We start from the raw sequence: 13280 nt of genomic DNA, 5'->3' as shown, positions 1-13280 counted from the left end.
CCTCCTTCACTGTCCAAAGAACTTCCCAACCCAGGTCGGGAAAAACGCCCATACAATCCCCTCTTTTCCCACCGTCAATACCTTTTCAGAAAAAATCTTTTGGCGCTTCCTTAAATGCCTTTCAGTCAATGAGTTAAATGTGACAATCACGTTACACAAAAAACAACTTCTAAGTATATTCCCTGCGCATCATCGTACAGCCATGACAGTAACCCTCTCCAGTAGAGACTCTTACCAAATAGTGAGGGCTGGAACACCCACTGTTCCAGCCCCGTTTGTTCACCCTGAAACAAACAACACAGTGATACGAAAATCCTAAAACGTCGGGTTCAGAGTGTAACCCCACAAAGGTGCACCTGAATCCCCAGCTGATGCGCAAATGCTGCCCTTGTGCGCAGACAGCGATCCGCCGCTTCTGCATCCGTGGCGTACACCACCTGAATGTGGTTGGATTTGTGGCGGGCCATCATTTGGTCCCGGCTTATCCCCTGAAGCACAGCATGCATGATTGGCCACTGCGGGGTCGTTGCATGCCAACGACGCTGCGTTTCCCGCTCGGGCAACTCAACCACCCTTGCCCTTCCAATGTCCAGGTGCAGTTGACCCTGCGCAACAAAGATGCGACTCCAAACAATCTCACCGGGACGGGCAATGCCCTTGAGCGTGGAGCCTCCCTTTGGAAAATACATTGCTGGCTGTCGTTCGCCAGTAGAACCCGCATAGCCGCCTATGTGATGAGAAGCGGGTGCCGCTCCGCTGATTTCAAATACCCAGACATAATCCTGTACCGTGCCGCTTGAGTCCCAATCCCCCCATCGCAGATCATGCAACGTGGTTTCCACCGGTTGATGGAGTGCTCGATGCACTCGCTCAATCAGAAGTGCATCAAGTCCCGCGCATTCATCGACCTCGTTAAAATGCAGGATCGCACGACCACTCCGAATCACCTCACCCTTTGCATTATGCACCGGGGGCCGAATCGTGTCATTGAGCAACCCTTCCACCAAATCTGAGGCACAACACATGTCCTTGAGACCCTGTTGGTACTGTATCCCAACCGCATCACAGCCAAACTCATCCGCCATGCGACAGACCGCAACATACATTTTTGCCTGATTGAGAACCTGATCCGGCGTCAAATCCTCCTCCGGATTACTGCCGTAACAGAATTTAAATTTTCGGGCTTCCAACCATGCCACAACTTCCTCGGCTTCCACATCACTCACCTGCTCCATCGCAGCAAGCAAGGCGCTCTGTGACAGACGTTCCTTGAACACGCCTGTCGCATGCAACAGCTCATCCGGAATAATGGCATTGAACATGCCCATGCAACCTTCATCAAAAACACCCATGATCGCCTTCCTGCGAATCAGTTCTTCCGCCAGCCTGGCAGCGACGGAGACAAGCTCCGGCTCTACCCGATCCGGCAAGAACGGCGATACATGTGGGGTCTGGTGTTCGTACGTCCCATCCTGCAACCAGGCTTGCAAGGCGGAACGAAAGTCTTCACTGCGAAAATCTTCGGCCCACAGGGTCGAATAGGAAATATTGGCCTTGGTCAGGCTGCCATTCAGATTGAGCATACCGACCAGTCCCGGCCAAGTTCCCGACCAGTTTGCGAGCGTGAGGATGGGACCTCTATGTGTCGACAGCCCCGGCAAAACATGGTGACTGTACTGCCAAACACTCTCCGCTACAATCACCGGAATGTCAGGATCCATCGATGCAAACACATCCATGCCCTGCCGCTGACTACAGAGAAACCCATGCCGCTCCACGGGATCATAGGCGTGTGCCCTGAGCAGATCATGTCCCATGTCCGCAATCAGGTCGCAGAGCTGGTTCTCCATTTCCAATTGCGCAGGCCAGCATTTCTGGTTGGCGGACAGACGGCTGTCTCCACTGGCGACCAAATAAATTTTCATGGGGAGTAATACAGATACAGAAGCGGGGGAAGAAAACACAAAGAGCATATCATCGGAAACCGACTTTCGCCACACGATTTCACGACATTCTTTCGCAGTTTTGCGCCACAAAATCTTGTCATTCACCTCAAATTCCCTACCTTCAATCCGCCATGAAACAGCGTCGCATAGCCCTGTTGCTCGGGCAGGAACTCGGCTACTGCAGGGGAGTGCTGTCCGGAATTCTTGATTTTGCCGAAGAACACCACATGGACTGGTCATTCCGGGACGGCCCTTCCCATCGTTCCTTTTCCGATAGCCTGCTCCATTGGAAGCCTGACGGCATCATCGCCCACGTCTTTGACCGGGAATTCGCACTTTCCCTTCAGGACTTTGGAGTGCCCGTAGTCAACGTGACACTCACCATCGGAGAGCTACCCTTTCCTGTGGTTGACGTTGACCATTCCGAGGTTGGACGTCTTGCTGCCCAATATTTTCTCAAACTTGGCTACCACAACTTTGGCTACTTCGGCAGTGCCAATGCCATGTTCTCTCGACTGCGTGAGAGCGGATTTTCCGAGATCTTGAGGCAGCGCAACATCCGGGTTTCATGCCTTCACGACGGTTTTGTCCGCGAAACTCCCTGGAATGTGGACTGGGATCGAATGGAGCGATCCGTTCGAAAGTGGATGAAAACCCTGCAACCTCCCGTCGCCATTCTCTGCTCCAATGATCTCCCCGGGCGTCATCTCGCAGCAACCTGCCGCCACCTGGGCTACCGCATCCCACAAGACGTCTGCATCCTCGGGGTCGACAATGACGATTCTGAATGCCGTATGGCAACTCCACCGCTCTCCAGCATCGCACTTCCCACGCGCGCCATCGGGTTTCAAGCGGGAACGATCCTGCATCAGGCATTTCATTCAAAAAGGCTTCCCGCACCAGACATCCATTCGATCCCACCCGTTGGCATCATTGAACGTCAGAGTACCGATTCGGTGCTCTGCATGGAACCTCGCCTCGAACGAACACTACGCTGGATGCAGTCTCATGCTGCCGAGAGCCACACGATCACGGACATTGCAAGCGCAAACCAGCTTTCAAGACGAACGCTCGAACGCCTTTTCGCCCAAGTGCTCCACATGACTCCCCTGCAATATCTCACGCAATGCCGCATCGAACACGCCAAAGCTCTCTTGCGAAACACATCGCACTCCATTGCACAAATTGGCGAGCTTTGCGGATTCCCAAGCCAACGATCCTTTAACCAACATTTCCGAAACATCGAGCATCTCACTCCCAGCGACTACCGTCGTTTTGCCCAGAGCAAATGACATCCCAGGAATGACACCCCAAAAATCGGTAGTCCACGATGAATTCTGTGCGCCAGCTGCCATGACTTTGCAAAAATGCGGAGGCAACGCAGCTTCGGGTTGCGCACATCGAAAAACATGATTTGGTTGCCTCTGACCTCGTGGTAGTTTTGCCGCGTATCCCCACTAAACACATGGATATTCTTGGTATTGACATCGGTGGCTCCGGAATCAAAGGCGCCATTGTCGACGTGACAAACGGCCAACTCCTGACGGAACGGCACCGCATTCCCACACCCAAACCAGCCACTCCAGGTGCCGTTGGCAAAGCACTCGCTGAGCTGGTAAACCATTTCAAATGGAAGGGACCGATCGGCGCAACCTTTCCGGCGATCATTCGCCACAACATTGCCTACAGCGCCGCAAATGTTCACGATGACTGGATCGGCACGAACGACGCTGATGTCATTGAGCAGTATACGGGTTGCAAGGCCCATGTCATCAATGATGCGGACGCCGTCGGCATTGCTGAACAGCGTTTTGGGGGAGGCAAACAATACCGCGGCACCGTCTTTCTGATCACAGTGGGAACAGGGCTTGGCACAGCCCTGATGGTCGATGGTGGCATTGTGCCCAATACTGAACTCGGACACCTCATCCTACCCAAACACGGCCATGCCGAATCGTTTTGCTCAGACGCCGCACGAAAACGCGACGATCTGAAGTGGAAGGAGTGGGCCAAACGATTCGAATGCTATCTCGCCCATCTTGAGCACCTTTTCAGTCCGGAAGTGTTTGTAATCGGGGGAGGGGTTTCCAAAAAACCGGAAAAATTTGTCAAACATCTCAATATCCAGACTCCGGTGAAGATGGCTGAACTGAAAAACCTCGCAGGCATCATCGGCGCCGCAGTGATCGCAGAACACGGCTGAGCCAACCCCATACTCCTCCTGCGTCGCAATACCGATTCATGCATTTCGATGCCTGGACATTTCTTTCAACCCAATGGGGACGTGATTGATTTCACGAAATTGAACCACTAGCATGTGTTCCACTGGGCACCCACGTGCCCCTAAGCCATGAAAGCACTTGTCAAAAAAGAAGCCCGCCCGGGTCTTTGGCTTGAGGAGATTCCCGAACCCGAATTCGGTCCGGAGGAAGTCCTCATCAAGATCATCAAAACCTCCATCTGCGGCACCGATGTGCACATCTATAACTGGGATGCATGGGCCAAAAAGACCATCCCGGTTCCCATGGCCGTAGGACATGAATTTGTGGGACGAATCCACGCTGTCGGATCGAGCGTGACTGCCTACAAACCCGGAGACCTCGTCTGCGGGGAAGGCCATATCGTCTGCGGCACCTGTCGCCATTGCATGGCTGGTCAACGCCACCTGTGCTGCAATACCCGCGGAGTTGGCGTCAACCGTCCCGGCGCTTTTGCTGAGTATCTCGCCCTTCCCCAGGCGAACGTGTGGCTGGCAGATCCCAACATTCCGCTGGAGATTTTATCCTGCTTTGATCCTTTTGGCAATGCCACGCACACCGCCCTTTCCTTTCCGCTGGTCGGCGAAGACGTCCTGATCACGGGCGCAGGTCCCATCGGGTGCATGGCTGTTGCGGTGGCCAAGCATTGCGGTGCACGCTGGATTGTGGTTACCGATATCAACTCCTCCCGACTTGAACTTGCACGTCAAATGGGCGCTACCCGTGCGATCAACCCGCTTGAAACCACGCTCTCGGATGTCTGCAAGGAGCTGCGCATCGTCGAGGGATTTGATGTATGCATGGAAATGTCCGGTGCCCCTCAAGCGCTCAACACCATCATCGACCACGCCGCACACGGAGCCAAAATCGCCCTGCTCGGTATCTACTCCAAAAAACCAAACATCGACTGGGACAAGGTGATCTTCAACATGCTCACCATCAAAGGGATTTATGGCAGGGAAATGTTTGAAACATGGTACAAGATGACGACGATGATCCAGAGCGGACTCGACATCTCGCCCGTGATCACGCACCGCTTTCCCTATACCGAATTTGAAAAGGGCTTTGAGGTCATGCGCTCCGGACAATCCGGAAAAGTGATCCTCGACTGGAGTCACTGATTCCTCCTGCATCATGGACTACAGTGATTTCATCCAGAGCGAACTTGGAGCCATCACAAACGATGGACTCTTCAAATCCGAGCGCCCGATCCAAAGCCCCCAGGGCACTGAAGTGAAGCTGGCAAACGGTAAAACGGTGTTGAACTTCTGTGCCAACAACTACCTGGGACTTGCCAATCACCCCGAGTTGATTGCCGCAGCCAAGGCGAGCTACGATCAGTTCGGGTTCGGACTCTCCAGCGTGCGCTTCATCTGCGGCACCCAGACCCAGCACAAACAACTCGAGGCACGCATCGCCGCCTTCCTCGGAATGGAGGATAGCATTCTCTACAGTTCCTGCTTTGACGCCAACGGCGGTCTTTTCGAAGTTTTGCTCAACGAAGAGGATGCCATCGTGAGCGACCAACTCAACCACGCCTCCATCATCGATGGCATCCGCCTGTGCAAGGCCAAGCGCTACCGCTATGCCAATAATAACCTGAGCGAACTCGAAGCCTGCCTTCAGGCCGCACAACGGGATGGTGCACGCTACAAATGGATCGTCACCGACGGTGTCTTTTCCATGGACGGCATCATCGCTGACCTGCACGGCATTTGCGAGCTTGCCGAGCAATACCACGCACGGGTCATCGTGGATGATTCCCATGCTGTGGGCTTTATGGGAGCCAATGGACGCGGAACTCACGAACACTGCGAGGTCATGGGGCGGGTTTCGGTGATCACCGGCACCCTCGGTAAAGCCTTGGGGGGAGCCAGCGGCGGCTATACAGCAGCGAGCCGCGAGATCGTCGAGTTGCTGCGACAGCGCTCGCGACCCTATCTTTTTTCCAACTCCCTCGCGCCAGCAATCGTTGCAGCAAGCCTGCGCTGCATCGATTTGATGGAACACTCAGATGATCGGAGACAGCAGCTTTGGGAAAACACCCGCCAGTTCCGATCCGCGATGCAGGAGGCCGGATTCGACATCGTGCCCGGCACACACCCCATCGTGCCCGTAATGCTCGGAGAGGCCACACTCGCTCAACGCTACGCCGCAGAGCTCCTGGAACACGGCATTTATGCCATCGGATTCTACTATCCGGTCGTTCCCAAGGGCAAAGCCCGCATCCGCCTGCAGATATCAGCATCTCACACCCCCGAACAACTCGAACGCGCTGTCGAGGCATTCGGCAAGGTGCGGCTCACTCTCGGCGTATCGTAAATCAACGGGAATTCGGCAGAAAGTGGGTCTCCAGCTGTTCGATCAGGTAACGCTCGGCCTCATCAATGTCATCAACGATGCGGAACAACTCGAGATCAAAGTCAGAGATGACACCCCACTTCCGAAAGGCATCAAAATTGAGAATGTCATTCCAAAAGTCTTTCCCAAAAAGCAGGATGGGCATTTTTTTCTGAATCTTGTGTGTCTGGATCAATGTGAGCAATTCGAAGAGTTCGTCCATGGTTCCGAATCCTCCGGGAAAGACCACAAGTGCTTTTGCCGGGTAAAGAAACCAATACTTGCGCGTGAAGAAGTAGTGGTATTCGAAACTCAACTCAGGCGTACAGTAAGGATTAAGATGCTGTTCAAAGGGCAAACTGATGCCCAGACCAATGGATTTTCCACCAGCGAGGTGCGCTCCCTTGTTTGCAGCCTCCATCATGCCGGGACCACCCCCCGAGCAGATGTAGAATCGGTCGGCTTCATTTTCCAGACGCAATGACCAGGCTGTGACACGGCGCGCGAGTTCGACTCCGGCATCGTAGTAGGCCGCCAATTTGCGCACGTAAGATGCATTTGCTTCGAGCACCTCCCGTTTATTCAAATCGGACTCCTCTGCGGCCTGCTTGAGCAATGCTTCGGATTTTTCAGCAGCCCGGGTCGAATCAACCGAGCGGGCCGAGCCAAAAAAGACGACGGTATTCTGCACCTTTTCATTGCGGAAGCGCTGATCCGGTTCGATGAGTTCACAAAGCACGCGAATGCTGCGTGCATCGTGACTGTTGAGGAAGTCGAGGTTTTTGTACGATTTCGGGGGATTCGGAGCAACCAAATCCGATAAGGTTTTATCTTTCATGTTTTTACTGAAGCCAGTTTCAACGAAGAGGGAGAAAATTCAACCGCAATTGAACCTTACTGACTCGTTATTGAGTAGCGAGAAACATCAGTCACTCACGCCTTTCGACTACTCTGGAGCAGATTCCCGGGCATTCGCTCGGATCCACCATCAGCGACCCGGCAGTTGGCTGTCTCTGGCATAGGGTGTTTCCGAAGGTGCAGGCAGGCCTTTCCCCGGGTTTTGCTTGGCCCATTCCATGCGCTCGCGATTGCTTGCATAATACCGCAACCAGGGGACGGGGTCTTCCTGAACTTGAAGACCCACAACATCCAGAACGACTGAACGCGAAACGCCATCTGACATTTGCGGCACGGAACGGTTCAAAAGATCGTGCACCAGCAGGCGGTACAACTCCCGATCACAGAGGTGATCCGTGTTGGTCAGCGCAATTCCCATTCCTCCCAAAGCATGCAACAACCTCCACAGCTGGCGAGTGATGCTGGCATCTGGCAGAATCGACTCTGCGGGAAATACAAATCCACGCACTCCCAATTCATCACGCCACGTTGTCAATGGAGCGGATTCCACTTGTTTCACCCATTGATGCAGGGACTTCAGAAACCGCACAAGCGAGGATTGGGCGACTTTGGTCTCAGCGTTCACCGACATGGAATCAGCACGCTCACACTCCATTCCTTCATGGATTCGATTCAACCACTCCGTAAAATCTCCCCACTCCTGAGCATTCTTTATCATCGAGTAGTATTATCGGCACGATCGCGGGATGTTTACCTTAAAAATCTATCAAAATCACCTGCAGAGCGCAAACAACGCATTCTGTGCATGTACAGCCCTGTTGATCAGCACAACGCCACTGCCCCGTTAACGATCAGACCACACTCCGATATCAATCAACTTGCGCTCAGCCATTCCCGCCCAATCCCGATTCGCGGCAGGACTCGCCGGACTCGGATGCAAGATCCATTCGACGTTCACACCGGGAGCCAACCCAGCCTCAACCGCACGTGATGCCGCAAACTTGCCAATTCCTATCAGCCAGGAGGGTTGCATCCATTCCACCACCTTGCGCAAATGCGCATCACACGCTTCATGGAGCTGTTGTCGTTCCGGTGCGCTCAGCTTATCCGGAGTCCGGTTGCGCCCGCTCGCTTCCATAAACACCAATGGACAGTAATTCAGAACAAAATGGTTTTGGAAAAACTTGTCCGCGCTGCCAAATCGATCACGAAACAATCCCCAGAGCCTTCTTCCGCTTACCTCTGAACGCTGGCATGCAAAACCATCGATGGGACGCTTTGCATGCTCATACTGCGGTCGCGTGACAGTCCCCTGCACCCCCATCCAATTCCGGACCGCCTCAATTTCCCCAAAGGGCACGCCCACCTGTGCCATGCCCCAGGGTCCCGGATTCATGCCAAGAAACACCACATCCACGTTCGGGTGTGCAAACTTCTGCACATAGTCAGCGTAAGGTTCCCACGCATAGTCCAACGGATTATACACATGTGTCGTAGGTTCTGCAAATTGCATGCCATTCACGGAGTCCCGCAGCTCCATCGAAGCAGCGAGCACCCGTTGCGACAGGTTTGAGTGAATATCAGACATCGGATTTGATGGGTTGGTCAGGCTTGGGGGCATGGTTCCAGGTTTCAAATTTCAGGATAAGGTCAGAGGCCAGCCCAGAAGGCGTCATCTCCTGCTTCGCTTGTGGATCAAATTGACGCATCAGAATCTGTAATCGTGATCGCGAAAGATGAACGACTTGAATGGATCCTCCAAAATGATAAATCGAAAGAAGGAACCTCACCCACGCCAACTCTCTCGATTCGTCCAGATTGATGCCATTGAAACGCGGATCGTCGTGATCTTCAGGCAGTGGATCCGGATCGCGATAGTCACAGATCCGGAGATGGAACATTTCACCTTGCCCAGACGACTCCGAACATCCTTGAACGGGTTCCGAGATCTCCAGTAACTTCTGATCGCGCTGATCTCCCACCCAGCACTGAATCAGTTCCAATAGCCGCTCCACCAACAACTGTTCCGCCGCACTTCGCTGCTCCGGTCGGCCCGCTGGAGCACTGCGCACGGAATAGATGACCTGATTACAGCTATCCCGCGCTCCAAGCAAAACCCGCCTCACATCAACAGCAGAGTCGCTGCCAACGGCTCGAAGCTGGTCAGGTAGATCATAAAGGGATTGAGCAATGCCCAGATTGGACAAGAGGCAATTCAACTCGCTCTGCGCCTGCCTGAATACCGTGCGATAGTCAGACAATTGCCCCGGATCTACAGTGATGCCTTGCAGGTATGTGGAAAAGGCGTCCATGGCACGATGAATCGACCCCTTGTGCGCAACCCCGAACACCAGCAGGCACTGCAGCTTGGATTCGAGATTTTTGCGCATGATCGTCGACAATTTTCGTTCAAGCAAATGATCTCGTTCCCTGCGCAATTGATAGACATCAACCGCACGCTTGACGATAGCATTGAGTTCATCGGTGTTCCACGGTTTTCCAATGTGGTGGTAGAGCGAACCCAGATTCGTTGCATGCACAGACAAGTTGCCTTCCGAAAGTCCCGTGGCGATGATGCGTACGATCTTGGGATAATAAGCCCTTGCCTGTTTGAGCAGTTCGATGCCAGGACGACCTGGCATTCGCTGGTCCGAAATCAGCACTGCAATCTCGCGGGCGTGACGGTTGAGCAATTCCCAACCCTCCTCTGCATTCCGCGCGGTGATGACTTCATAGACTTCCGACATGTCGCGCTGGAAAGTGCTGCGCCAGGAGTCCTCATCATCCACATACAAAATCTTGACCTTTTCTCGCTGCATGAACCTTACGAAGTCTACTCCAGTTCAGGAGGTTGCAGAAGTCGACCCAAATACCGTCAAATGCCCATATGGCAACTGCCGCTGTTCACTGCGCACAGGCAGAGGAAGGTACCGTTTCCAGGCCTCAATCTCACAGTTTTGACCAAACCAAAGCAACCAATGCTCTCGAACAGGGCAGTAAACCGGAGGTGAAACAAAAATTTGAAGTTCACCTCTCTCTTCGAGCAATTGCGCACAAAACCCAAGCAGGTAAGCCGCAGATTTCTCCGAAAGCGACTCGAACAGACTGGTCGAAAGGATGCGATGGTAGGTTCCAAATTCACCTGTGACCTGTTGAAAGTACCCCGCATGCATTGTCCGGATCGGTTGCCGGATCAACCGAATGCCCGGCAGCGCATGTCCCTCCTGCAACAGCTTGTCCATGCGCTGCACAAACGACGCTTCACATTCGTCCGGCATGCAATAAACATCCATGTGAATTCGCGAGCATTGCGCAGCACTCAATTCACGGGTAAGCAGTTCCGGCGTGAGATCGGTTCCAAGCATGAGCAGTCGCAGTGTTCCCGGCTGACGATTCAACTGATCACGGATTTCAGCCACCCAGTGAAGGCAGCGTTGTTCATACATTTCAAAGCAGGCAGTCGCCTTGAAAAAGGCATCGAGCAATTGTCCGCGTGTGCTTTCTGCATCCTCCAGTTGCTCCGACTGCAACAGACAGAGCAGTTCGTGGTTGAAGTAAAAACTCCGTCGGGCAGAATGGAAATACCGAAACAACCGGGAGCGTGAACTCAAGGGGAACAGATGGCGTTTGAAAAATGCCCCAACCTGCACCCGTTCGGTTTCCCCACACTGCTTCAAGTAGTGATTGAGCCGAAGGAAGCGCTTCTGAACATGCTCCAGAACACTCAGAATCACAGGCCTCTCCCGCCACGGCTGACTCTCCCCGTTCAGATCATTTCTTCTGCCATTCGCCTCCGTCAGATGCACACCCTGCGAAATACAGGAACCGCGAAGTCCCAAAAGGATCTGCGACAATTCATCTGCAAATTGAAACAGATGCTGCTGCAGGCGCATGGGTAATTTGAGTTCCTCCACATAACGCGTGAGGAACTGTTCACATGCAAATTGCATATCTGCCTCGTTCTCCTGCGGGGCGACTGCGATACAACTGTCTGGCAGATAGAAGACCAGGAGCAGGGTTGAGGAGGCTTCCACGAGATCGCTTACGACACCACGTCCATTATAGAACAAAGCCTCTCCATGCAAAACCCGGACGGAATCATATACCTCATTCAACCGAATTTCATGACCCGAACCATAAATCTCAAGTACCAGATGGTTCGTCGAAAAATGAACGATCGTTCCACTTTGCCACTCGCCGTCCTTTCGGCGATACAGCACCGACTGATCTACAAACTCCATAACCCTGTTTATTGATGAAATGCATGAACATTCCACAACCTGGGTCGTGCGGACAGACTGACGCGATACAGGGTCGCAACCTTCATGAAATGGTGGATTGCTTGTACAGAATTTGCACTCACAGCGTAAAGTGAGCAAGGGAACAAGGACGGACGAGACAAAGTTGGTGCGGGTAGACGGAATCGAACCGACATCATCTGCTTGGAAGGCAGAGGTTTTACCACTAAACTATACCCGCGGCAAAGCTGAAAACAGAATCGTTTGCCTCTGCTTCTGTCAACAGAGAAAGCGAATGTAGTTTGATTTTTCACAGGTCCATTCGTGCCCTCCAAAGTCCAATCCATCAAAACCGGTTGCATTCGAACGTTTCGGGTTGATATGTAATAGCAACTTTCACGAAATACCTGCATGCCATCGCTCTCCTCACCTGCCAGTTCCAGCAAACCTTCAAAGCGTCGTGCCAAGAAGCGTAACAGTCTGGCAGAATCACAGCGTCTGGCAAAGCTCAAGGCTGCGGAAAAAAAAGCGCCAAAAGCAAAAATCAAGCTGGAAGAGCTGGCGATCTTCACCCAGCAACTCTCATCCATGCTCGGGGCGGGGCTGCCTCTGGTCTCGGCAATGGAAGCCCTGCAGGAGCAGACTTCAAACCTGCACTTTCAGGTGATCATTCGCATGGTGAAGCTGGACGTCACCAGTGGCACTCCGTTTTCCGAAGCCTGTGCAAAGTATCCAAATGCTTTTCCGAAACTTTTTGTCTCGATGGTACAAGCTGGTGAAGCGAGCGGAAGCCTTGGCGACATTCTCGAAAAAACAGCCCAATATTTCGATGAATCCGTCAAGCTCAGTAAAAAGGTCAAGAGTGCCATGACCTATCCTGTGACGGTGATTCTGTTCGCCATCGTGCTCGTCAACGTTCTCTTGATTTTTGTGATTCCGGTCTTTGCCGAGATGTTCACCAGTTTTGGATCAGAGTTACCCGGACCGACTCAGTTCCTGATCGATCTGAGCAATTTTCTCAAAAAATATGTGATTTTCCTCATCCTCGGCGGCGTGGTCGGATTCAAGGTTCTCGGCAAGTTCTTCAAGACCCCGCGTGGACGGGAGGTCAAAGACTTTCTCCTGTTGCGCATTCCCATCTTTGGTGAACTCGTGCGCAAGGTGAGCATCTCACGTTTCTGTCGAACGTTTTCCATCCTCATGAAAAGTGGAGTCCCCATCCTGCAATCACTTGAAATTGTCTCATCCGGTGCAAACAATGTCTACATTGAACGTGCGTGCAGCGATATTTCACGCACTGTCAGCCAAGGTGGCCAGATTTCGGAAGTTTTGGCGGTAACCCCTTACTTCCCCTCCATGATCAAACACATGACACAGGCGGGCGAACAAACCGGCGACATCGACAGCATGATGGTGAAAATTTCCGACTTTTACGATGTAGAGATTGAGAATACGGTCAGCGCCCTGACTTCCCTTCTCGAGCCGTTGCTCATCGTCGTTCTGGGCGTTGTCATCGGTGGCAATGTCCTGGCCAATTTCCTGCCGATCTTCAATATGCCGACCGTTATAGGATAACCGAAAACGGACTCAGCACTTGGCGCTATCACACTATCGTTTGCAACGTTTACCCATTCCATCTG

The 13280-nt window shown here is 52.9% G+C and carries 11 protein-coding genes and 1 tRNA gene; 5 read left to right on the top strand and 7 right to left on the bottom strand.

The window, feature by feature from the left end; all coding sequences use genetic code 11:
• Positions 1 to 329: 329 nt before the first annotated feature.
• A complete protein-coding gene (locus tag ABQ298_09800) occupies positions 330 to 1925 on the bottom strand; it encodes an L-fucose/L-arabinose isomerase family protein (protein ID MEQ9824666.1) in 1596 nt (531 codons plus the stop codon).
• A 152-nt stretch (positions 1926 to 2077) separates the two neighbouring features.
• Here ABQ298_09800 and ABQ298_09795 point away from each other — a divergent pair, with 152 nt between their 5' ends.
• From ABQ298_09795 to kbl, 4 genes are all read left to right on the top strand, one after another.
• A complete protein-coding gene (locus ABQ298_09795) occupies positions 2078 to 3238 on the top strand; it encodes a substrate-binding domain-containing protein (GenBank protein ID MEQ9824665.1) in 1161 nt (386 codons plus the stop codon).
• Positions 3239 to 3411: 173 nt separating this feature from the next.
• Positions 3412 to 4149, top strand: coding sequence for a polyphosphate--glucose phosphotransferase (ppgK, locus tag ABQ298_09790; protein ID MEQ9824664.1), 738 nt, complete (start codon positions 3412 to 3414; stop codon positions 4147 to 4149).
• A 147-nt stretch (positions 4150 to 4296) separates the two neighbouring features.
• Positions 4297 to 5325 carry an L-threonine 3-dehydrogenase gene (gene tdh, locus ABQ298_09785; GenBank protein MEQ9824663.1) on the top strand — a complete coding sequence of 343 codons (1029 nt, stop codon included), beginning with the start codon at positions 4297 to 4299 and terminating at the stop codon, positions 5323 to 5325.
• A gap of 13 nt (positions 5326 to 5338) precedes the next feature.
• Complete coding sequence (gene kbl, locus ABQ298_09780; GenBank protein ID MEQ9824662.1) at positions 5339 to 6526, top strand: glycine C-acetyltransferase; 1188 nt, start codon at positions 5339 to 5341, stop codon at positions 6524 to 6526.
• Between the two features lies 1 nt (position 6527).
• Here the strand turns inward: kbl and ABQ298_09775 are convergent, their stop codons facing one another.
• The 6 genes from ABQ298_09775 to ABQ298_09750 form a co-directional block, all read right to left on the bottom strand.
• Positions 6528 to 7382 carry an LOG family protein gene (locus ABQ298_09775; GenBank protein ID MEQ9824661.1) on the bottom strand — a complete coding sequence of 285 codons (855 nt, stop codon included), beginning with the start codon at positions 7380 to 7382 and terminating at the stop codon, positions 6528 to 6530.
• Positions 7383 to 7532: 150 nt separating this feature from the next.
• Complete coding sequence (locus tag ABQ298_09770; GenBank protein ID MEQ9824660.1) at positions 7533 to 8120, bottom strand: hypothetical protein; 588 nt, start codon at positions 8118 to 8120, stop codon at positions 7533 to 7535.
• 126 nt (positions 8121 to 8246) lie between these two features.
• Positions 8247 to 8990 (bottom strand): uracil-DNA glycosylase family protein, encoded by a 744-nt coding sequence (locus ABQ298_09765; GenBank protein MEQ9824659.1) that lies wholly within the window; start codon positions 8988 to 8990, stop codon positions 8247 to 8249.
• Positions 8983 to 10221: a response regulator gene (locus tag ABQ298_09760; protein MEQ9824658.1), complete on the bottom strand. Its 1239-nt coding sequence runs from the start codon at positions 10219 to 10221 to the stop codon at positions 8983 to 8985. Before ABQ298_09760 ends, ABQ298_09765 begins: the two co-directional genes overlap by 8 nt.
• 24 nt (positions 10222 to 10245) lie before the next feature.
• Positions 10246 to 11643: a hypothetical protein gene (locus ABQ298_09755; protein ID MEQ9824657.1), complete on the bottom strand. Its 1398-nt coding sequence runs from the start codon at positions 11641 to 11643 to the stop codon at positions 10246 to 10248.
• Positions 11644 to 11807: 164 nt separating this feature from the next.
• A tRNA-Gly gene (locus tag ABQ298_09750) sits at positions 11808 to 11881 on the bottom strand.
• 170 nt (positions 11882 to 12051) lie between these two features.
• On the opposite strand from ABQ298_09750, the gene ABQ298_09745 reads away from it, so the two are divergent.
• Positions 12052 to 13215 carry a type II secretion system F family protein gene (locus ABQ298_09745; protein ID MEQ9824656.1) on the top strand — a complete coding sequence of 388 codons (1164 nt, stop codon included), beginning with the start codon at positions 12052 to 12054 and terminating at the stop codon, positions 13213 to 13215.
• The last annotated feature ends 65 nt before the right edge of the window (positions 13216 to 13280 follow it).

This window comes from Puniceicoccaceae bacterium (assembly GCA_040224245.1).
Classification (GTDB): Bacteria; Verrucomicrobiota; Verrucomicrobiia; order Opitutales; family JAFGAQ01; genus JAKSBQ01.
The sequence above is the reverse complement of the archived record's forward strand: the minus strand, read 5'-3'. Positions and strand labels throughout refer to the sequence as shown.